We start from the raw sequence: 19,735 nt of genomic DNA on the forward strand, positions 1-19,735 counted from the left end.
GCTTCCCGTCACGCGGACCGGCCCAGCTGCGCCCAGATTGCCTCCGCCAGGGCTGCCGGCAGGTCGGCCCCCGGCCGGGCCGGCAGCGGACCGGGTACCGGCGCGGCCTGCGGCAGACCACGCTCGGCGACCAGCCGGGCCAGCGCGGCGGACACCGCGGCGCCAAGCGCGGCCGGGTCGGGTGCCTCGACCCCGGTGAGGACGAGTTCGCGGACGTCAACCTCGATGGTCATGACCACAGCCCCGGGTCGGCGGGCCGGTCGTGTTTGGCGTACTCGGCGGCCACGGCGTCGAGCACGTGCCGCATCCGGACCGGGGCGTGCTCGCCGGTCGCGACGAGCGCCGCCCGCAGGGCGATGGTGTGGATGTCCCCGCCGGTGAGGTCCAGCTCGGCGAGGCGGTGCAGGTCGAGGTCCTCGGTGGCGACCTTCGGCGGGAAAGCACGCCGCCACAGGTCGGCCCGCTCGGCCGGGCCGGGGTGTCCGAAGGGGACGAGCACCCGCAGCCGGCGCAGGAACGCCGGGTCGATGGCGGTGCGCATGTTGGTGGTCAGCACCGCCACGCCCCGGTACTGCTCCATCCGTTGCAGCAGGTACGACACCTCGATGTTGGCGTACCGGTCGTGGCTGTCCCGCACCTCCGACCGCCGGCCGAACAGCGCGTCGGCCTCGTCGAAGAGCAGCACCGTGCCGCCCCGCTCGGCGGCGTCGAAGATCCGCCGCAGGTGCTTCTCCGTCTCGCCGATCCACTTGCTCACCACGGTGGCCAGGTCGACGCGGTGCAGGTCCAACCCGAGGGCCCCGGCGACCACCTCGGCGGCGAGGGTCTTGCCGGTGCCGCTCGGCCCCGCGAACAGCGCGGTGACCCCGAGCCCCCGCTCGGTACGGTGCCCGAAGCCCCGCTCGGTGAGCCGCGCCCGACCGGCCGCGGCGGCGGCCAGCTGACGCAGCTGGGCCAGGGCCGGGGCGGGCAGCACCAGGTCGTCCCAGCCGGCCCGGACGGTGATCCGCTCGGCCAGCCCGTCGAGGTCGCGGCGTACCCGCTCGCGGACCAGGTCCCGGGCGACCGCTACCGGCTCGACGGCCCGGCCGGCGGTGGGCCGGGCGGCGGCGAGGATTTCCCGGTGCCCCAGGTCGAACTCGCGGGCCAGCTCGGCGGCGGGGCGTCCGGAGCGGCCGGGCAGCAGGTCGCGCCACAGCGCACGCTGTTCCTCGCGCGTCGGCCGGTCCACCGTCGGCCCGGCGGTGACGCCATCGAGCGGGACGGCCCGCGGGGTGGAGACCACGACGTCGCCGATGATCCGCGCCACCAGGTGTTCCACGACGATTGTCAGCTCGGGCGGCTCGTCGCCGGTCAGCTCGACGACCAGCACCGGGTCGGCGAGCACCACCTCCCGGTTCCACAGCCGGGCGAAGGCGTCCCGGTCGGTGACCGCGCGCGGCAGGTCAGCGGCCACCACCCGCAGAGCCGGCCGGTCCACCGTGGCGGCGGCCGCCGCGACCACGTCGGTCCGGTCGGCGTGGTCCGGGCCGAGGATCCGCAGCGGACGGCGTCCCAGCTGCCAGGCGGCGCAGAGGTCCGCCGCGGCCCGCCGACGGCCGGCGGGCAGGGTGGCCGGCGGCGCGGGCAGCGGTGCCAGGTACGGTCGCAGCCGCTCGTCGAGCCGCCCGGCGCCGTGCACCTCGTGCAGGATCCGTTCGTCGGGGCGGACCGGGGCGTGCGGCAGCGGCCCTTCGGCGACCTCGACCAGCCGGGCGGCGCGCAGCGGACGGTCGGCGGCCAGGGCGTCCCAGTGCCCGCCGGGCAGGGCGCGCAGGCACCAGGCGAAGGTGACCGGCCGGTCCAGCAGCCCCAGCTCCCCGGCGACCGCGGCGACCAGCACGTCCCGCTCGAAGTCGCTGAGCCCGAATCCGGCGGCGATCCGGTCCAGGCGGGGGTTGCCGGCGCGGGTGCCGGGCGCGGCTTCGCCCTTGAGCACCAGCCGGATCCGTTCGATCTCCGCGGCCAGCAGGTCGTCGTCGGGGGCGGCGACGGCCGGGCCGGGCCAGCGGACGGCGGGACGCGGCGCGGGCATCACACCACCACCGAAGGGCCGCTGTACCGGCCGGTGGGGTCGGTGGCCAGCGGGCTGTCCACCCCGTCCACCCGCAGCCGGGCCAGGTACGTCCCGGCCGGCAGGTCGCGGAAGCCGAACCGGATCCGGTCGGTGCTGTCGGCGCCCGCCGCGACCCCGTTGCCCGGCGGCGCCGGCAGGACCGTGCCGCCCTCCCCGGTCAGAGACAGGGTCACCTGCTGCGTCACCCCGACGCGGGGATCCACCGTGACGGTGACCGAGCCGGTACGCAGCGCCACTCCGTCCGTGGTGCGGCTGGAGTCGACCACCACGTCGCCGGGGGCCACGGTGATCGCCGGTTGGTAGACGACCGGCACGGCGTCCGAGCTGAGCACCGGCCGGGGCACGGGCGGGTCGCCCAGGTCCACGGAGTGGGTGACGACCAGCCCGCAGATGCCGGCCGGGACGGGCCGGTCGAAGGCCGCAAGCGGCAGCCGCAGTTCGGTGGCGGACAGGGTGGACGGGCTGGCGGTGGCCGCTCCGATCCGTACCCGGGTGCTCGGGCCGGCCAGGTTGCGGCCGGTCACGACCAGGGTCGCGCCGGCGGTGACCGGGGTGCCGGTCGGGCCGTCCGCCCGTACCTGGTCGACCTCGGGGCCGCGGACGTCCACCGCCCCGGAGGCGACCGACCGCACCGGCAGGGGTTCCCGCGCCCCGCGCTTCGGGTCGATCAGCACCACCGAGACGTCGAAGAAGACGCTGGTCCGGTACGGCGCGCTGAACGCCGACCAGAGCCGGAAGCTCTCCTCGCCGCCCGGGCTGTTCGTCACGCTGATCCGCAGCTGCTCGACCTGGTCGGCGAGGCGGGAGTCGGCCACCGGCGCGGGCAGCGTCGGGTCCGGCGGCTCCGGCGCGAGCGAGCGACGGATCACCGCCCGGGTCAGCACCGGTGTCTCATGCAGCATCGCCAGCACATGGCCGAGGAGGATCTCACCGGTCAGCGGGTCATGGCCGTAGACGCTCGCCACGTAGTGCAGGTCCACGCCGAGCGGCGGCGCGGCGACGTCCTCGCCCGCGCTGCTGCGCGGCGGCGGCCCGAGATTGGCCCAGGTCGGGTTGCGGGTGACCCGGCTGAGGAAGAGGTTGACCTGGTTGGCCTCCTGGTTACCGACGGTCACCCGGTCCGGCGGGCCGGCGGAGACCGAGACTCCGCCGACGGCCGAGGAGGCGCCGGTGGCGCGCAGGTACGCCATCAACTGGCCGCGCAGCACGGCGGTGACGGCGGCAAGGGCGTACGCGGTGCTCATCGCGGCCCGCCCTGGGGATCACGCAGGTACGCCTCCAGCTCGGGGGCCGGCCCCGGCTCGACAACGGGGGCCGGCACGGCGGGCGTTGCCGGCCGTGGCGCGGCGGGCGCGGGACGCTGCCCGGCGGCGAGCCGCACGTCGATCCGGCCGATGTGGACGTGCACAGTCGGGCGTTCCGCGGCCCGGGCCGCGGCCCGGGTCACCGGGACAGCGCGCGCCGGCACGGCGGGCGATGCGGGGCGTATCACGGCCGCCGCGACCACCGGCGGCGCGGGGTGCGGCGCCGCAGCCGGGGTGGTGGGCCGGGACTCCGGTGCCGGCGGCGCGTCCCGGCGGGCCGCGCGCGCCGGCTGCTCACCGGGCGCCTGCTCGACCGTGCGCCGTTCCATCTCCTGCCGAATCGGCGGTACGAGCACGGGCGGCGGTGTGCTGGCCATCGCGGGCGGCGCGGTGGCGGCGCCATCGGCCGGTGCCATCGGCTGGGCCCGATTGGCCGCCGGCGCGGCGGACACCGGCCGTGGCATCGGCACCGGCCGTGGTGCCGACACCGGTACGGCGGGCGGCGCCGGAGCCTCCACCCGGGGCGCGGCGGGTAGCGGCGGCGTGTCGGGCCGGGGCGGGACAGGGCTCTCCCGCTGCACGTCGTACGCCTCGAATCCGCCATCGGCCTCGGGCCGCTCCGGCTCGAACCGGCCCAGCACGCGGGGCCGCAGCCGTGGCGCGGTGCCGACGGCCAGCGCGGCCAGCGCGGCCAGGTAGCCGGTCACGGGACCAGCTCCAGGTACGCGGCGCGGCGGTGCGGGCCGAGACCCAGCACCTCCGCCTCCGACCAGCCGTACGCGCAGGCGAGCCGGTGTACCTCGCCGAACAGCCGCCGGACCCGGGCGTCGGCAGCCTGCCACGCCCAGGCAGGCACGTCCAGCAGGGCCTCGGTCGCGGTACCACAGCCGGGGCAGGTCAGCACGACGCCGACCACCCCGAGCGGGTCGCGCGCGGCCATCGCGGCCGACACCTCCGGCAGCGCGCCGCAGGGGTCGGCCAGCGGCGGGTCAGCGGCGACCAGGCACGCCTCGAACAGCCACCGCTCGGCCGTCGCCGCGTCCCCCGTCCGGGCCGCTTCGGCCAGGTCGGCGGGGGTGGGCAGGCGCAGCGTCAACCGGTGTCCCCGCCAGTCCAGGGTGAACGACCCGGCGGCCGACTCGGGCGCGCCGGCCAGCAAGTCGGCTACGGTGAAGCCCACCTCGAGGCATTCCGGGCAGGCCGGGCAGTCCACGGTGGCCTCCACCCGGCCCCCGGCCCAGCCGCCGGCCGTCGCCAGCAGCAACGCCGCCACCTCGCCCACCGGGAGCCGGTCAGCGTCTTTTCGACCGAGCAGCGCGAGCGGACGCCGCGCCGCGGGCTGCCCGAGCGCGCGGTCCCACGCGGAGACCAACTCCACCTCGGTCAGCGGCGGCCGTGCCGTCACGAGCCGAGCCGCGGCTCGGCCGGCTCGGCGACCGCCTCGTCGCGCTCCCAGCCCTCGTTCTCCAGCTTGAGGTGCTCGATGGCCACCGCGTTGGCGTTGGCGTCCAGCTCCGGCAACGCCTGGTACTCCGACACCCAACAGCGGAACAACCGGTACGACTGAGCGACCTGCCCGGCCTCGTTGAGCAGCTCGATCGTGATGTCCTTGCGGAAGTCGGCCAAAGACACCTCCGAACCGAGCCCGGCGTGCAGCGACCAGATCTTGCCGGCCCACTGGGCGAACTCGGCGTCGTGGGTCAGCCCCCGCTCCAGGGTGACCGCCTCGAACTCCGTACGCCCCGGCGACTTGCGGCTGGTCGACGGGTCCCCGCCGTCGCGGTGCTTGACCACCTCAGTGGTCCGCTTCAGCGCGCTGACCTTGCTCACCCCGGCCACGTACCGGCCGTCCCACTTCACCCGGAACTTGAAGTTCTTGTACGGATCGAAGCGCGTCGGGTTGACCGCGAACTGCACCATGACTCACACCTCTCAGGACGGGCTCTGGCCAGCGAGCTGCTGGATCCGCACGATCACGAACTCAGCGGGTTTCAGCGGGGCGAACCCGACGACCACATTCACCACGCCGCGGTCTCGGTCATCGCTGGTGGTGGTCTCCGCGTCACACCGCACCAGGTACGCCTCGCGTGGGGTCCGCCCGGCGAACGCGCCCTTACGGAACAGGTCCTGCATGAACGACGTCAGGTTGAGCCGCAGCTGGGACCAGAGCGGCTCGTCGTTCGGCTCGAACACGGCCCATTGGGTCCCGCGGAAGACACTCTCCTCGATGTACAGCGCGAGCCGGCGTACCGGGGTGTACTTCCACTGGCTGGCCAGGACGTCAGCACCGGCGGTCGTCCGGGCACCCCAGTTGACCGTGCCGATCACCGGGAAGGTCCGCAGGCAGTTGAGCCCGAGCCGGTTGAGCACGCCGTTCTCGGCGTCGGTCAGCGGGTAGACCAGGCTGGTCACCCCGCGCAGCTGCGCCTCCGTACCCGCAGGAGCCTTCCACACGCCCCGCTCGGCGTCCTGGCGCGCATACAGGCCGGCGAGAGTGCCGCTCGGGGCGACCGTGCGCGGCTGAAAGCCGTCAGCTGGATCGGGGATCCGCAACCGGGGGAAGTGGGCCACCGCATTGGACCCCTTGACGCCGAGCTGGTTGATCCAGTCCAGCGCGCGGTCCGGGTCGTCCACTCCCGGTGGCGGATCGACCAGCAACACCGCTCGGCGTCGCTCGCAGAGCTCGTACGCGGCCGCCCAGACCGCCTCCGGGTCCAGGCCACTGTCGACGGAAGTCGGGTCGCCCTGCTTGGCGCGGGTCGCATCGGGGATGCAGAGCATGTTGAACAGGTCAGTCCTGAGCAGCGCGTAGATGCCGGAGTAGGCGGCCTCGGAACCGATCAGCGCCGCGGTGCCGGGCAGCGTCGTACCGTCCGTGCCGGAAACCACGTCGCCCTGGCCGAGCCGCTTGGCGCCGACCGGCGTGTACCGGCCCACGTTGGCCGTGCTGCCGCCCAGGCCGAGCAGGGCCGCGCCGTCGGCCACGTCACCGGCGGCAGTCACCCCCGCGATGGTGAAAGCCGCGTCCACGGCCGCCGGCGCCACCATCGGGTCGACGTCGCCGAGGATGCGCAACCCGCCGTCAGCGGTGGGCAGAACCCGAACCTGCAGCCCCGCAGCTCCGTCCGCGCCACCCAGCGCGGTGTTGATTTTCCGTTGCAGCAGCGCGGCCACGCCGGCGGGGGAGGACGGCAGCCGCTCGCCCTTCTCCAGCACCGTGACGGTCACCGGGCTGACCGCGGGAACGGTCTTGGTGGCGTCCGACGGGTCCGGCTTGGTGGGCCGATCCGGCTGCACAGTCAGCCGGTACTTCTTCGCCGCATCCACAGTGGGCGCGTTGATCGCTGTCCCGACCGTACCGCTGCCGGCCGGTCGGCCGGCGCCGCTCGCCCCGGCCCGGGCCCGGACAAGCGACGAGCCGCGGTCGGGGTCGTTGAGCAGGGTGACGGCATACGTGGCGCTGGTCGGGTCCGCGGAGAGACCGGTGAACCGCTCGGCCGTGCCGGTGGCGGCGTCGTAGACGCTCAGGTTGAACGACTTGGCATCGGGCGCGCCGTCATGGTCGACGTCGATCAGCAGATTGCTTCCCCACTGGCCGGTGCTGGCCGCGTCCAGCACCAGCGCCGACTTCGGGCTGGAGCCCACCTTGTCCAACAGGGTCACCGAGGCCGCGCGGGCGTCGGCGCGTGGCACTCGCACGACCAGAGCGGCCGAGCCCCCGTTGCCGAAGAACTGCCGCACCGCCAGGCTGAGTTCGGAGTCCCGATCGACGCCGCCGAACCGGCGCTCGAACTCGCCGAAGCTGTTCACCCGGACGGCGCGGTGCTCGGGCCCGGTGCGGGTGTATCCCACGAAGGCGGCCACCCCGGTCGCCACACCGATCACGGGACGGACACCGCTCGGGACTTCCTCAATGTAGACGCCGGGATAGCTCGGAGTCACGGGCATGAGTACCTCGTCTCGGAGTGGAGGATCGGCCTGTGACACCCTCCGCCCGCACCCAGCCCGCCCTCTAGCGCACACCCGACTGCGGTGCGACGCGTACCCGACACACCCTGCCGGTGCGGTCACCTTCCAGCAAACGGTTGGCGGAGCGCCCATCACTGAAGAATGTCGGCCCCCACACCATCAGGCGGGTCCCGCCGACGACCGGCCGACACCGCCGCTCGATCACCCGATGCCGGTCGGTCCGCACGACTGGCTACGGCCTCTGCCGCGTGCACCACGCAGGCATCTGCGCGGATCTCCAGCAGGTCACCTGCCGTTGGCCGATCTGCTGGAAAGCGCCCTGATCATGACCGAATGTGTCAGCACCTCCGGGACCAGGCGAATTGTGCGTGTGTCGAACGGGCCCCAAGAGCGAGCGCTGCCTGGACCCCATCATCAGGCTGGGTGGCTACACCCATGTCGGGTGCCCAGGACTTCGGACTCGAATCGAGCGGTCAGCAGGTGCTGAGCATCGAATTCAGGGCCGATTTCTCAGCGCTGTCGACCGAGAGACTGTAGTACCACTTGACCTGAATCCAGGCCTTGGCGTAGGTGCAGTGGAATGCCGTCCGTGGGGGCTTCCAGTCGGCCGGGTCCTTGTCGCTCTTGGACTGGTTGACGGTGTCGGTGACCGCCCACAGCTCGGGGCCGCCCAGGTCGTTGGCGTAGGTCTGGCGCTTCGAGGTGGTCCAGGCCCACGCCCCGGACCGCCAGGCCTCGGCGAGCGGAACCATGTGGTCGATGTCGATGCTCGAGGGGCTCGTGCGGGTCACCCCGTCGTACGGGCTGTACCAGGACCCGGAGATCGGATAGCAGCTGGAGCCGACGACGACGTTGGTGCCATCGCGCTTGAGGACCTCCTCACGGGTGTTGCACGTACCGGAGATCGTGATCCAGTGCGGAAACAGATCGCGGCTGTAGCTGGACTCGTGGGACTCTGCCGCGACGGTGAGCGAGTTGAGCCGACTCACCGCGGTGCTGTACGAGGGGATGTTGGGAGGTGTGGCATGGGCCGGTGTCGGGGCCAGGACGATGGTCAGGACGGCGGCGGCCACCGTGGCGAGGGCGGCCTTGCGTATGCGGGCCACTGGGGGACCTCCTGTCTGTCGCCGGCCACGGCCGGGTGGGGGAGCCCGGCTGACGGCGTGGCAGCGACAGATGAACTGTCTCAAAAATCGCCGTCGATGGACACATTCCTGTAGGAAGGCGACGTAAACGCCGCGTTAAGGCAAGGCCCCCGCGCGGGGCGACCAGGCCGAGGGGCGAGGCCAGCACGGCCACGCGACGTGTGGAGGGACAGTGACCACGTGAAGTGAAGGCAGCGACCCGCCGGTTTGGCACCGCAGGGCAGCACCGGCCCACGGCGAACGGCATGAGTTCACGACGGCACCGATTGGCCACACCGCCGGGCCTCAGTTCAAATCGGATCAGATCCTGCTTGTCTTTCAGGCGGAGAACACGGGGTACGAGACCTTGACGGCTGCATCAGGCAGAGCCACCGGCACCGGAGGCGTCGTGCCACCGGTACAGGTGTTCTGGGTGCCCCTGCGATCCGTACCGCAGGTTCAGTTCCAGTTTGCCGCTCTCGGCGAGGTCGGCCAGGTAGCGCTGGGCGGTCGTGCGCGAAATTCCGGTCGCTTCGGCGATCTCCACTGCTGTCATCGGGGATCCGGTCCCTGGGGCCGGGCCTGGTGTCGGGTGCCGCGGACACCGATCCGACCACGGTGGCGACGTTGGTCGTGGTCGGGGCGAGCACCATGCTCGGGCTGGCGTGGCTGACCCTGTTGATGATGCCGGCGCTGGTGGTGGTGCAGATCCTCGCCACCCGGGTGAGCGTGCTGTCCGGGCGCGATCTGCAACGGGCGGTGCGCGACGGCTACGGCCGCCTGGCGAGCAGCCTTCTCCGCTTGGGAACGGTCCAGCATCCCTGTACGAGTGGGGTTGAACCTTGGGCCCGGTGCCGTCCGCTCGAATTCGAACGTGCGGCCGTCATCCCTAGGCCGACGCGATGAGGATCATGGCCCGCTGAGATGGCCGGACGTACCGCGTAAACGCCACCTGTCCTCCGCCGGCTGGAGCACTCCGTCGCCAGACCGCGAAGCCGGTCTCGACAGCGTCGATCACGAACTCGTGGCTACCTCGGCGATGGTCGGACCGGTGAACGGGGCGGTCACGCGACGCATGAGCCGGATGCGGGTGCCGCGGGAGGCACCGGGCAGGTGCTGTTACCGCAGCCGGTTGATCTCCTCGGCGGTGGCCGGGGTGTTCCAGCGCGGTGCTGTGAGTCCACCGCTCGGCCGGCTCCCCGAACGCCACCGGGGATCGTTGCCGCACCATATTTGCAGCGGCGTCAGCACCGCCGCCTACTGGTTGGATTGACGAGCGGTGTACAACCTGCCTGTGTTGGCGTGCGCTGCTCAGGCGGGTGTAGCCGCCCTGTCATCTGTGATCTCTACATGCCTCGATACCGCCCGCCTGGCGGGGGTGGAGTCGGCTTGCTGGGGCGGAACCGCCAGGAGACGGTGTCCGAGGTGGCGATGATGAGGAGGATGACGACCGCGACCACGGCGATCAGGATCGGTGGCAGGAACGCGACCACGGGTGCCAGCGCGACGAGTACGACCAGTCCGATCACCCTGGACAGGGCGACGCGGCTGAAGGACAGGTAGTCGAGCCGGGCGCGGCCGGCCAGGTAGATCGCCGGCCCGCAGAGGATGACGGCGGACCAGACCAGGTTGGGCTTGGCGAACGGGTGGTTGATGATGATCTCGTCGCCGACCGAGCTGAGTACGATGCCGCCGGCCATGAGCAGATGGGCGTACGAGGCGGACCGGGCGAACACTGCCGGCCTGGCACTCGCGGCGATCACGGCCGGCAGGAGCAGGCCCGCCCGGTAGAAGTAGATCCGCCACAACAGCGCGGTGATGGCGAACGCCAGCACGAGGGCGATCACCCGATCCGGCTTGAAGCCGAACGCCGCGAACTGCCCGCCCGAGGCCAGGATCGCCTCGCCGAACGCGACGATCATGAACTGCTGGTAGCGTTCGGCGAGGTGCTCCGCGTTGACCACCTGGGTGGCGATCCGGGCCGAGCCGAGCCGGGGCAGCCGGAAATCCAGCTGGGTCATCGTGTAGCCGAGGGCAGCCGCGAACAGCCAGATCAACACCCGGACCGGGCCTGTGGTGAACGCGCCCACAATCCACAACACGCCCGAGAAGCAGGCCCAGATGAGCTGTTGCAGCGAGCCGATCGACACCTCCCGCCCGCGCAGCGCGACCGTGACGAAGAAGGCCCGGCCGATCTGGATGACGACGTAGGTGACAGCGAAGGCCAGGCCGTCCTTGCCGAACGCCGCGGGGACCGCGCCTGCCATGATCAGGGTGCCTAATGCGATCGGGACGATGACGAGCTGGATCGCCGGCTGGGCGGGGTTGAGGCGGTTCGTGGTCCAGGCGGTGAAGACCCAGACCCACCAGAACGCGGCGAGCAGGATCACGGTGTGCAGGGCGCCGAGCCAGGTGAGGTTGTGGAACAGGGTGTTCGACAGCCGGGTCAGCGCGAAGACGAAGATGACGTCGAAGAAGAGTTCGACGTAGGTGGCACGCTGCGGCTCGGCGTGATCCCGCAGCAGGTCCCTGGTGTTGCCGGCGGTCATCGCAAGCCCGTTCTGTCGGCTTCACGTTATATGCCATCAGTCGTACCATGCATGATGCAGGTCGGGGCACGCCTAGCTGCTTTGGTCCACCAGCGTCTGGCGATAGCGGGGCGGACGCACTCCAACGGGCCGACGCGTTGATCGAGCAGTTCGTGCATGGCCGCGTGCCGCTGCCCGGACCACTCGAGTTCAAGCCCCCTTATCGCCGCGGACGAGCGTCGAACTGGTCGCGGTCGTACCGGCAGATCAGGCGCAGCCGGTCGTCGGCGAACGGCCCGTCCACCTCAGTCTCGAACGTCAGCAGCAAATGGCGAGTCGTCGTTTAGAACGCTCATCGAGAGGTGATCGAGCGGAATTACAGTAGTGGCACTTCCCTGGGGACTGAGAGCGTGATTGAGAAGCGTGTGAGTGACGCTCCGACGGTTGGCGCGACTCGTCCAGCGGGGACCTCGGGAGGTCTTTTGACCTGATCCGCCGATACACTTGATCATGTCATTCGATCTGCAGTCCGTGCTCCGCGGGATCTCGTTGGCGTCAGGCCCTTGCGTTCGGCAGACTTCGATGAGCTCTATCAGGTTGCTCGTGACCCTTTGATCTGGGCTCAGCATCCGGTCAAGGATCGGTACCGGTACGAGGTCTTCATGCGGTTTTTCGCGGAGTCCCTGGCATCTGGCGGCGCTCTGGCGGTCACGTCGACGGCGGGCAACATCATCGGATCATCCCGATTCCACGGTTACGATCAGCGACGCAGCGAAGTTGAGATCGGGTGGACGTTCCGCGCCAGGTCGTACTGGGGCGGCCAGGCGAACGGCCAGCTCAAAGCCCTCATGGCGAGACACGCGTTCCGCTTCGTCAAGCGGGTCGTGTTTCTCGTCGGTCCAGACAATCGGCGTTCGCAACGAGCACTTGAGAAAGTCGGTGCGGTTCGCGTAGGGAGCCGGCCTGACGCGGCAGGCCACGACAGCATCCTGTTCGAGATGCGGCGCCCAGCAGGCTCTACGAAGTCCGGGTGAGTCGTGGAGACGCGCTGGTCAGAGGTTGAGATGGTGGATCATCAGGTCCAGATGAACGTGCGACGGAGCCGTCGGCGGGCGGGGTGTCCGCTGGTGATGCGGCGGGTCATGCCGGCGATGGCGGCCCAGCGGATGAGGGCTTCGGAGACGGCGGGGTGGCGTTCGTAGTCGTGGACCAGCCGGCGGCAGACGGTGAGCCAGGCCAGGTGCGCTCCACGACCCAGCGGCGTGGATGAACGGCAAAGCCGCGCTGGTCGGCGGGTTTGCGAACGATCTCCAGCGTGGTCCGTAGGCGATCGCGGGTCCAGCCGACTAACCGGCCCCTGGTCGGCGAAGACGTGCCGGATCATCCGCGGCCTGGACCGCCCGCCGGTGGTGGCGCTGACCGTCACAGCCTCCCGCCGGTACGTGAGGACATCACCGCGCGGCTCGGCATGCGCAAGCCGCGACTGATTCTGTCCGGGTTGGACCGTCCGAACCTATTCGTCGCCGCCGCGCATTGTCCCACCGAGGAATGCCGCTGGCGGAGGCTGCTTGCCCTGCTCAAGGAGGCCGACCCGCCCGGCATCGTGTACGTGCCGACGGGCGTGCCGCCGAGGACCTCGCGCAACGGCTGTCCGACGCGGGTTATCCCGCGCAGGCATACCACGGCGGCATGGCAGCCGGGATGCGTCGCCGTCGTCACGAGGACTTCCTGGCCGACCGGGTGCCGATCATGGTCGCCACCTCGCCATTCGGCATGGGCATCGACAAGCCGAACAGAGAGCAGTTGAGCCACCCCTGCGGGCACTGCGACAACTGTCACGGGGGCACCTCTGAGGTGCCCGGAAGACGGGCCGTTCCCGCTGCACAGAATCGTGCGGCACGCAAAATTGGGATCAGGCATGGTCCTCGGCTACGAACAGGACTGCATAACCGTGTTGTTCGACGACGTCGGCTACAAGACCCTGTCGGTATCCGTCGTGCAAAGCGCACGGCCTGCTGGCACTCGGCACGGATCGCCGCTGACCAGCTAACCTCTTCGCCCGCCGCGCCGATGCCGCAGCGATCAGTCTGCTGCGTCCTGTTGGCGGGGCGGCGCGCGCGCCGGTCGAATCGGCCCCATGGGGGCGGTCGCCACGGCCGGCCCCACCCCGATTGTCATGATCGTGACCTCGCTGGAAACCGGCGTGCCATGTCCCAGTTGCAGAGGACTCCTATGCGCGGCCGGACTTAACGGTCAGCGCGTTGAGCACGCCGGTGACATCGAGAACCCGGTGAACCTGGGGACTGGCCTTGACGAGCGAAAGGTGTCGGCCCGTTGTCGCCGCCGCGTTCCGTGCCGTGATCAATGCGCTGATGACGCTCGAGTCGATGAAGGTCACCGCGGCCGCGTCAACCTCAACGACATCGGCGTTATCGACCGCCGCGTGCAGGAGGTCCTGCAGTCGCGGGGCGCCGTTCATGTCGATTTCGCCGGACAGCACAACCTTTCTCCGGTCGCCTTCGGCGTGGACCTGGTGCTGCCAGGTCAGCTCCCGATTCATTTCTGCTCACCCTCCATCGCGGACGCCTCGACCCTACCGTCCGTCCCGGCGGCAGCGGACTGCTGCGGCACGGCGGCGGCCGCCCGGCACGTGCACCGGTGGCAGGTCCACCGGCAGCGCGTCGCTGCCCGCGCCGTGATCGGTGACCTCACACACCAGAACGTCGTCCACCTGCCGAAGATCCAGGTGTCCTGACCCGCCGCCATGGCGCACCGCGTTGGTCACCAGTTCATGAACGGCCAGCACGAAGTCGTCGCCGTCGTCGCCGGACAGGCCGGCGGCCGTGACCCGCGCGGCGAGGAGGTGCCGCAGCGGGGTCACTGCCTCAGCGGTGAAGTGCTGCGACAGCAGCACGACCGGCCGGGCCGCGACGCGCCCGCTCACCCGATCATCCTCACCGAGCTGCCCGTCGTTCATGGCTGGCACGCTACCTATCCCCGACAGTTCCGCCACCGTTGCTGCAGGCAAGTATCTGCAGGTATTTCTGCGGTCGTGCCCGGTGCGTGCCCGATAGGCCGGTCAACAAGGCCAGCAACGGGTTGTCCCGGTCGTGTTCATCGCCTACTGGGCGAAGAACAAGCCGGATCACCGGCACGGCCACACTCGTCTACCTCGGGACTCAAGGCACCTTCCAGACTCGAAAATCGGTGAGCGAGTGTGCAGGCGGCAGCGCCCGGCGTAGGGCAGCGGAGCCGGGCTGTGGGTTGGTTGCGGTCAGGCCGCGTTGGTTAGGTCGGGTTGGGGCTGGAGGGCGACCTTGTGGCCGGTGAGGTGTTCGAGTTGGCGGATGAGGTCGCGTTGGCGGCGGTGCTTGTCGATCCGTGATTCGTAGAAGCCGGGGCCGAGGTCCTGGTAGCGGGCTTCGGGGTTGGCCAGCAGGTGCCAGATGATGGTCAGCAGCGAGTTGCCGACCGCGACGATCGCGCGTTTCTTGCCCCGCCGTCGGGCCAGCCGCCGGTAGCGCTCACCTAGAAAGGTGTTGGTCCGGGCGAGTCCGGCGACCACCTCGCCAATGGTGCCGGCCAGCCATGGGTTGCCCTTGCCGGTGGAGTTGCCCTTCTTGCGGCCGGCCGATTGGGCGTCGACCGGGGAGAACTTCGCCCAGGACACCAGATGCGCGGCGGTGGGGAAGACGCTCATGTCCACCCCGATCTCGGCGTTGAGCTCCTGAGCCGACCGCAAACCGATACCGGTGATTTCATCGAGCTTCTCCACCGCGTGGGCGAAAGGGGCGATCAGCTCTTCGGTCCGGGCGTCCAGCTCGGCGATGTCCGCGGCGAGGGCGTCGATGCGGCGCAGCATCGTGGCGCAGATGAAGGCATGGTGGTCATCGAAGTGACCGGTCAACGCGTCACGCAACTGGGGGATCTTGCGGCGCATCGAACCGTGGGCCATCTCCGCGAGGACCTTCGGGTCACGCTGCCCGCCGATAAGCGCCCGCAGCATTTGCCGCCCCGACACCCCGTGCAGGTCACTGATCACCGAGTCCAGCTTGATCTACGCGTCCTCGAGGGTCTTCTCCAGCCGCTGCTTCTCCCTGGTCTGCTCACGAACCAGGCTGCGCCGGTACCGGGTCACATCCCGCAGCTGACGGATCGGCTTGGGGTGCACCAGGCTCGGCCGGCACATTCCCCGCTCCACGACCTTGGCCAGCCACACCGCATCCAGCCGATCGGTCTTCGGCCGGCCCGGCACATTCTTCACGTGGCGGGCATTGAGCAGCCAGCAGGTGAATCCCTCCGCCTCCAACAAACAGGTAGAACACCGGCTTCCAGTAACACGACGTGGCCTCCATCGCCACCAGCTCAACGCGCTCAACCCGCAGCCAGTCCGCCAACGCCAGCAACGCCGTCGTCACCGTCGCGTACTCACGGACCTCCTGCACCCGCCGATCCGGTCTGGTCGCGTGCGGCACCCGCACACACGCCACCAGACCCGCCTTGCCAATATCGATCGCGCACACCCGGGTAACCAGCTCCACCGGCTCCTCGGTCATCTCCTCCACCGGCCACCACCCTTCAGCCACACATCCACAGGTGGTCACCCGCGGGAACGGAACGGGGCAGGGACAGAGCCGGACTCGCGTGCTCGAAGCAACAGTGCAGGGCCCCTAAAGATCACGCTCCCGCGTCAGACAAACTGACGGACTCGAAGTACCAAGGAAGGTCGACGTCGGCGGGCGACCACCCCCGATTTTCACGCACGGCACGGGCGTCGCGACAGAGTCATCGGAGACAAACTGACGCTCCGGCCGCCTGCCCGACGAGGACATCCGCTTTAGCTACCCTGCCCGCATAGCGACACAGCCCGGTTGTGCCAGGCGGTGCCGGTGTACGCCATGGGGTAGCTCACCTCGCGGGTTCGTTGGTCGGCCGTCTCAACCGACAGTCGCATCGGCACCGGATCAGGCTTGACGGAGCAGTGAACGACAACCTGGACCTGTATCACGCCTACCTCGCCGGGACGCAGCAGGCGAAACGGAGCGGTGGCATCGATCACTGTGCCGGGGAGGCGTGCTCCAACCGTGCGAACCGTAACCGGCTGTGGACCAGCGTTGACGACAGCCAGTTGCGCGTCAAACCGGGCGATGCTGTTGGAGATTTCACCGCCGTCACTTGCCGAGCTGGCTATGACGACAACCGCGACAGTGGCAGCCCGCGTCCGTTGGTCGCGTGAGCCTTGCACCTCGGCTACGCCAATACCGCCGACCGCTGCACCGAGGACGAACGCCCCGATGGCGTAGGCGCTCATTGCTCGGTTCAGTCTGCGGCGTCGCGGACCCTCATCCGGCTTGACGCGTCCACGGCCACGGTCATCCAGGTCGATGATCGGATGTTCCGCCGTCATTCCGACAGCATGGCGGCCGCATCCTGTCGCCGTACAGCCATTCCTACAGCCAAGGCTGCCCACAGCCGCCGACGCTGCCCGACAACCACGGACGGGCTGACCAGGGGAACCGCCACCTGACCAGCCATCCCTGATCTTCTTCTAGCCCCAGGCCACTCCTGCCGCCGGCGCCGCCGTTTGACAACCGCCATTGAGACTCGTCCGGTAGGACGCTCCCTTGTCCCCGCCGCGGAGGCTGGACGGTCTACGACTGCTCGACGAGGAGATTCCCAGCTCCGTGATGGATTTCAGCTATCGTTGGCTACGCCAGCAACGTCGACAGAAGTAGATCCGTGACCATCGCGGGCTGCGTGACCATGGCCAGGTGATCGGCGTCCATACGCCGCACCAGGTACCCACATTCTACCGCCTGCTCTGCCGTGGACTGGTATGCGGCGCTCAGCTGGAGGTAGATGCGTCTAGCGGAGTCCCATGCCTTGCCCGGTGTGGGCAGCACCTCGGAGACGACCTTCCACGACAGTTCGGGTAGGCCGTGCAGCACTTGCCGCCGCTGTTCGGGGTCGGGCAGGACATCGGCTAGGGAGTCTGCGGGGAACCAGGTGTCCCACGTTGGCAGCCGGCCGGACACCGCCATCTCTCGCAGCCACGTGGCCCGTTCCGGCGGCAGTGAGCCGACCCAGCTCGTGCCCGGATGGGGCAGGCGGGCATCCAGGAAGACAACGTCCAGCCGGTCACTGCCGACCGCGTCGGCAATGCCGGGCAGGTAAGCACCCGCGCGGCTGTGGCCGACGATGACGGTAGGCGAACCATGAGTGACGTTGGCAGCCGCGGCGCAGGCCGCCGTATGGAAGGACGGCGACTCGACCAAAGGGCGAAGGTCCAGCACGGCTACGCGCCGCCCCGCCGCTTCGAGATGCGAACGCAGGGCGTCCCATGTCGCTGAGGTGAGGAGCGGACTGTGGACGAGGAGCATCGCTGGTTCGGCGAGCACGATCGAATCCTGGTGGCTGTACAGCCATCCGTACAGTCAAGCCCGCTTGCGAGCGCCGACGCTGCCCGACAATGACGGACGGGCTGACCAGGAGCACGGTCGCATTGCCGCCGCTAGAAGGGCCATCCGCGCAGCTCGCCGGGTCGCCCATCTTGATCTCATAATCCCTCAGTGTCGGCGGGAGGCTGGACGGTCTGGCGACCGCCCGACGAGGAGATCCGCACGCGACATCCTGGTCAACCGAACCAGCAGGCCCTACCGTCATCGCATGGCAGGTCTACCGCGTGTCGTCGCCTCCGGGAAGCGGATTGCCGAGGTCAGAGGGACAGACATGTATCTGCTTACCGTTGAGCTATGGAGCCCTAACCAGGTGACAGTCCGGTTGGTCGGCGAGCTGAATGACCGGATGCGGTCTGCCGTTGCCAGCTACCACGCGGCCATGGAGAGCTTGAGCCCGGACAGAGGTAGGGACGCAGTCCCGAGATCGCCGGGCGAGGAACTGTTCAAGGCACTTCAGGTGCGCCTCAGCGATGAGGTGGGCACTGCTTACAACTGGGAGTCGGGGAGTAGTGGCGGGACCGGGCAGGAACTGCTGTGCGAGTGGCGCTTTCGTGCGTCTCATGAGCTACACGGAAACCGCCTCACACTTACCGTGACGAGCAGCGAAGGCGTCGGCGGCTCAGAGGAGATCGTCTTTCCGTCGTAGAGCGGACCGGCCGGCGGTCGAGGGACGCAGCTCGCCGCTGGCTGTACAGCCATCAGTACAGCCAAGACCACCGTCAGACGCCGACGCTGCCCGACAACGACGGACGGGCTGACCAGGCGCGCACCGCACGCCTTCGGGGCACACAGGGGGGCACAAGACACCGTGAAACGTCGGCAAACAACGACCAACGATGACAGCCCGAGACGCCGTGTGAGCAGGTGTCGCCGGCCGTTCATGCTGGTGGCGGGACAGCGGTTCTATGTTCCGCTTCAACTCCTCGACGTAGCCTGACGTCGTGCTGATCAAGGTGATGGACGACTACGGATGCTGGCCCCTGTGGGTTCGTGACGAGGCCAGCGGCGTCTACGAGCCGCGCGATCCTGCCACCTTCGGACTCTCCGCCGGCCTCGTGGGGCGATTGGCGTCCTGGCAGCAGTGGTCGGAATCCATGGTCAACATCGCCGATCCAGGCGACAGCAGAGTCGTCGGGGCAGAGGAGGATGCAGCCTTCGCCGCTGAGGGACGTGTGCTGGCGGCGCGTGTTGCGGAAGAAGTACCGCAGGCGGTGGTCTGGTTCAAGGATGGCAGCAGCGCCGACGCCGCCGGACCGGACTGAGGCGGGCCTACAGCGCGGCTGTCGACAGCAACGGCGACAGCAGCAGGCCGGGACGAGGACGGCCGGCAACCGCCGGGCGCGGACAGTCGCCCGAGCTCACGGATGCGGACGGACACGCCCAGACGAAGCGCCCAGAACTTACAAACGAGGGGTCACGGCTGGCCCAGGTGGGTTGAGTAGCCGCAACGTGGCATGCCGGCCGATGGTCGTGCACTCTAACCGTATGAAGCCTGAGCCCATCGCCCGGCTCGGTGTCGCCTTCCGCATCATGTATGCCTGGTGGGCCGCGCTGGCCGCGCTGGCCGCGATCGCCGGGCTGGTTGTGCTACTAAGTTCTACCGACCACCCGACAGGCTGCATCGTCTTCTGCCCTTCCAATCGAACTTTGGCCCTGCTCGTGATCGGCGGTGTCGGCGTGCCCATGACGCTCATCGGCCTCATCGTCGGAACCGTCGTGCTGCGTTATCGACTTCGGCACTTCCGGACCGCGTTCGCGGCCGGCACGGTGGCCGCGCTAACCGGCACGGTGTCCGGCCTCATCGCCACGTGGTCTGCTGTTCTTGTTCAGCTAGTCCGACGGACAAGGCCTACCTTGGCGGACCGGTTGAGCAGTGTTCGGCGACCTTGACTCGGCCCTGCCCGCTCCTGGCAGTGTGGGGCACACGCGGGGCACATGACACCGCGAAACGTCGTGAACTAGCGGTCAACGATGGCAGCTTGAGACGCCGTGTCAGCAGGCGTCGGGTGCGGTTTTCGCTGGTGGCGAGGCAGTGGCTCTGCGTTCCGCTTCAACTCCCCGGCTTGCTGCCCAGGGGGACCCCAAGCACTGACGGCTGACGGGTCGTCGAGCAAGTTATTCAGACGCTCGGAATGGAGCTCGCATGATTCCCGCATCCAGCCGGATTGCCCAGGTCTCGAGGTCAAGCGGTGGCCTGGCATGCCGCCGAGGGAAGCCCCAAGATCAGGCCGTATCC

General features: G+C 69.7%; 20 protein-coding genes and 2 pseudogenes. 7 read left to right on the plus strand and 15 right to left on the minus strand.

Features of this window, described 5'->3' with window-relative positions; genetic code table 11:
• Window positions 1-8: 8 nt before the first annotated feature.
• From ACGF4F_RS26445 to ACGF4F_RS26485, 9 genes are all read right to left on the minus strand, one after another.
• Entirely contained in the window at window positions 9-233 is a 225-nt protein-coding gene (locus ACGF4F_RS26445) for a hypothetical protein (RefSeq protein ID WP_393081296.1), read from the minus strand.
• The gene (locus ACGF4F_RS26450) at window positions 230-2,074 is read right to left on the minus strand and encodes an ATP-binding protein (RefSeq protein ID WP_393081299.1); all 1,845 of its coding nucleotides are present in this window, start codon (window positions 2,072-2,074) and stop codon (window positions 230-232) included. Before ACGF4F_RS26450 ends, ACGF4F_RS26445 begins: the two co-directional genes overlap by 4 nt.
• Window positions 2,074-3,360: a DUF4255 domain-containing protein gene (locus ACGF4F_RS26455; RefSeq protein ID WP_393081302.1), complete on the minus strand. Its 1,287-nt coding sequence runs from the start codon at window positions 3,358-3,360 to the stop codon at window positions 2,074-2,076. The genes ACGF4F_RS26450 and ACGF4F_RS26455 overlap by 1 nt, the downstream gene beginning before the upstream one ends.
• Entirely contained in the window at window positions 3,357-4,127 is a 771-nt protein-coding gene (locus tag ACGF4F_RS26460; RefSeq protein WP_393081305.1) for a hypothetical protein, read from the minus strand. Before ACGF4F_RS26460 ends, ACGF4F_RS26455 begins: the two co-directional genes overlap by 4 nt.
• Window positions 4,124-4,825, minus strand: coding sequence for a hypothetical protein (locus tag ACGF4F_RS26465; RefSeq protein ID WP_357444620.1), 702 nt, complete (start codon window positions 4,823-4,825; stop codon window positions 4,124-4,126). Before ACGF4F_RS26465 ends, ACGF4F_RS26460 begins: the two co-directional genes overlap by 4 nt.
• The gene (locus ACGF4F_RS26470) at window positions 4,822-5,340 is read right to left on the minus strand and encodes a phage tail protein (RefSeq protein WP_357444622.1); all 519 of its coding nucleotides are present in this window, start codon (window positions 5,338-5,340) and stop codon (window positions 4,822-4,824) included. Before ACGF4F_RS26470 ends, ACGF4F_RS26465 begins: the two co-directional genes overlap by 4 nt.
• A 12-nt stretch (window positions 5,341-5,352) precedes the next feature.
• On the minus strand, window positions 5,353-7,368 hold the full coding sequence (locus ACGF4F_RS26475) for a phage tail sheath family protein (RefSeq protein WP_393081309.1): 2,016 nt from the start codon (window positions 7,366-7,368) through the stop codon (window positions 5,353-5,355).
• Window positions 7,369-7,862: 494 nt separating this feature from the next.
• Window positions 7,863-8,495, minus strand: a complete 633-nt coding sequence (locus tag ACGF4F_RS26480; protein ID WP_393081312.1) for an HNH endonuclease family protein — start codon at window positions 8,493-8,495, stop codon at window positions 7,863-7,865.
• A 397-nt stretch (window positions 8,496-8,892) separates the two neighbouring features.
• Window positions 8,893-9,069, minus strand: coding sequence for a helix-turn-helix domain-containing protein (locus tag ACGF4F_RS26485; RefSeq protein ID WP_393081315.1), 177 nt, complete (start codon window positions 9,067-9,069; stop codon window positions 8,893-8,895).
• Window positions 9,070-9,131: 62 nt separating this feature from the next.
• On the opposite strand from ACGF4F_RS26485, the gene ACGF4F_RS26490 reads away from it, so the two are divergent.
• Window positions 9,132-9,419 (plus strand): hypothetical protein, encoded by a 288-nt coding sequence (locus ACGF4F_RS26490; RefSeq protein ID WP_357444634.1) that lies wholly within the window; start codon window positions 9,132-9,134, stop codon window positions 9,417-9,419.
• 440 nt (window positions 9,420-9,859) lie between these two features.
• On the opposite strand, the gene ACGF4F_RS26495 is transcribed toward ACGF4F_RS26490, so the two are convergent.
• A complete protein-coding gene (locus ACGF4F_RS26495) occupies window positions 9,860-11,062 on the minus strand; it encodes a low temperature requirement protein A (protein ID WP_393081320.1) in 1,203 nt (400 codons plus the stop codon).
• 489 nt (window positions 11,063-11,551) lie between these two features.
• On the opposite strand from ACGF4F_RS26495, the pseudogene ACGF4F_RS26500 reads away from it, so the two are divergent.
• Both ACGF4F_RS26500 and ACGF4F_RS26505 read left to right on the plus strand, forming a co-directional pair.
• Window positions 11,552-12,042 (plus strand): annotated as a pseudogene (locus tag ACGF4F_RS26500) (GNAT family N-acetyltransferase); the annotation flags it as partial.
• Between the two features lie 378 nt (window positions 12,043-12,420).
• Window positions 12,421-13,091, plus strand: a pseudogene (locus ACGF4F_RS26505) (helicase-related protein); the annotation flags it as partial.
• A 180-nt stretch (window positions 13,092-13,271) separates the two neighbouring features.
• Here ACGF4F_RS26505 and ACGF4F_RS26510 read toward each other — a convergent pair.
• The 4 genes from ACGF4F_RS26510 to ACGF4F_RS26525 form a co-directional block, all read right to left on the minus strand.
• Entirely contained in the window at window positions 13,272-13,601 is a 330-nt protein-coding gene (locus ACGF4F_RS26510; RefSeq protein WP_393081323.1) for an STAS domain-containing protein, read from the minus strand.
• Window positions 13,602-13,634: 33 nt separating this feature from the next.
• Complete coding sequence (locus ACGF4F_RS26515) at window positions 13,635-14,018, minus strand: ATP-binding protein (protein ID WP_393081326.1); 384 nt, start codon at window positions 14,016-14,018, stop codon at window positions 13,635-13,637.
• Between the two features lie 297 nt (window positions 14,019-14,315).
• Window positions 14,316-15,083 carry a transposase gene (locus ACGF4F_RS26520; RefSeq protein ID WP_393081329.1) on the minus strand — a complete coding sequence of 256 codons (768 nt, stop codon included), beginning with the start codon at window positions 15,081-15,083 and terminating at the stop codon, window positions 14,316-14,318.
• A 15-nt stretch (window positions 15,084-15,098) separates the two neighbouring features.
• Window positions 15,099-15,353: a transposase gene (locus ACGF4F_RS26525; protein ID WP_393081332.1), complete on the minus strand. Its 255-nt coding sequence runs from the start codon at window positions 15,351-15,353 to the stop codon at window positions 15,099-15,101.
• 669 nt (window positions 15,354-16,022) lie between these two features.
• On the opposite strand from ACGF4F_RS26525, the gene ACGF4F_RS26530 reads away from it, so the two are divergent.
• Window positions 16,023-16,277, plus strand: a complete 255-nt coding sequence (locus ACGF4F_RS26530) for a hypothetical protein (protein ID WP_393081335.1) — start codon at window positions 16,023-16,025, stop codon at window positions 16,275-16,277.
• 472 nt (window positions 16,278-16,749) lie between these two features.
• On the opposite strand, the gene ACGF4F_RS26535 is transcribed toward ACGF4F_RS26530, so the two are convergent.
• The gene (locus tag ACGF4F_RS26535) at window positions 16,750-17,439 is read right to left on the minus strand and encodes a hypothetical protein (protein ID WP_393081338.1); all 690 of its coding nucleotides are present in this window, start codon (window positions 17,437-17,439) and stop codon (window positions 16,750-16,752) included.
• 268 nt (window positions 17,440-17,707) lie between these two features.
• Here ACGF4F_RS26535 and ACGF4F_RS26540 point away from each other — a divergent pair, with 268 nt between their 5' ends.
• From ACGF4F_RS26540 to ACGF4F_RS26550, 3 genes are all read left to right on the plus strand, one after another.
• Complete coding sequence (locus ACGF4F_RS26540; protein ID WP_393081341.1) at window positions 17,708-18,145, plus strand: hypothetical protein; 438 nt, start codon at window positions 17,708-17,710, stop codon at window positions 18,143-18,145.
• 295 nt (window positions 18,146-18,440) lie between these two features.
• Complete coding sequence (locus ACGF4F_RS26545) at window positions 18,441-18,761, plus strand: hypothetical protein (protein WP_387280601.1); 321 nt, start codon at window positions 18,441-18,443, stop codon at window positions 18,759-18,761.
• A gap of 223 nt (window positions 18,762-18,984) precedes the next feature.
• Window positions 18,985-19,389 carry a hypothetical protein gene (locus tag ACGF4F_RS26550; RefSeq protein WP_393081344.1) on the plus strand — a complete coding sequence of 135 codons (405 nt, stop codon included), beginning with the start codon at window positions 18,985-18,987 and terminating at the stop codon, window positions 19,387-19,389.
• The last annotated feature ends 346 nt before the right edge of the window (window positions 19,390-19,735 follow it).

This window comes from Micromonospora sp. NPDC047740 (assembly GCF_043204735.1).
Classification (GTDB): domain Bacteria; phylum Actinomycetota; class Actinomycetes; order Mycobacteriales; family Micromonosporaceae; genus Micromonospora.

Coding starts and splice junctions, on each gene's coding strand:
- ACGF4F_RS26445 (WP_393081296.1), bottom strand. CDS start 233: ATGACCATCGAGGTTGACGTCCGCGAACTCGTCCTCACCGGGGTCGAG.
- ACGF4F_RS26450 (WP_393081299.1), bottom strand. CDS start 2,074: ATGCCCGCGCCGCGTCCCGCCGTCCGCTGGCCCGGCCCGGCCGTCGCC.
- ACGF4F_RS26455 (WP_393081302.1), bottom strand. CDS start 3,360: ATGAGCACCGCGTACGCCCTTGCCGCCGTCACCGCCGTGCTGCGCGGC.
- ACGF4F_RS26470 (WP_357444622.1), bottom strand. CDS start 5,340: ATGGTGCAGTTCGCGGTCAACCCGACGCGCTTCGATCCGTACAAGAAC.
- ACGF4F_RS26475 (WP_393081309.1), bottom strand. CDS start 7,368: ATGCCCGTGACTCCGAGCTATCCCGGCGTCTACATTGAGGAAGTCCCG.
- ACGF4F_RS26485 (WP_393081315.1), bottom strand. CDS start 9,069: ATGACAGCAGTGGAGATCGCCGAAGCGACCGGAATTTCGCGCACGACC.
- ACGF4F_RS26495 (WP_393081320.1), bottom strand. CDS start 11,062: ATGACCGCCGGCAACACCAGGGACCTGCTGCGGGATCACGCCGAGCCG.
- ACGF4F_RS26510 (WP_393081323.1), bottom strand. CDS start 13,601: ATGAATCGGGAGCTGACCTGGCAGCACCAGGTCCACGCCGAAGGCGAC.
- ACGF4F_RS26515 (WP_393081326.1), bottom strand. CDS start 14,018: ATGAACGACGGGCAGCTCGGTGAGGATGATCGGGTGAGCGGGCGCGTC.
- ACGF4F_RS26540 (WP_393081341.1), top strand. CDS start 17,708: ATGGCAGGTCTACCGCGTGTCGTCGCCTCCGGGAAGCGGATTGCCGAG.
- ACGF4F_RS26550 (WP_393081344.1), top strand. CDS start 18,985: ATGAAGCCTGAGCCCATCGCCCGGCTCGGTGTCGCCTTCCGCATCATG.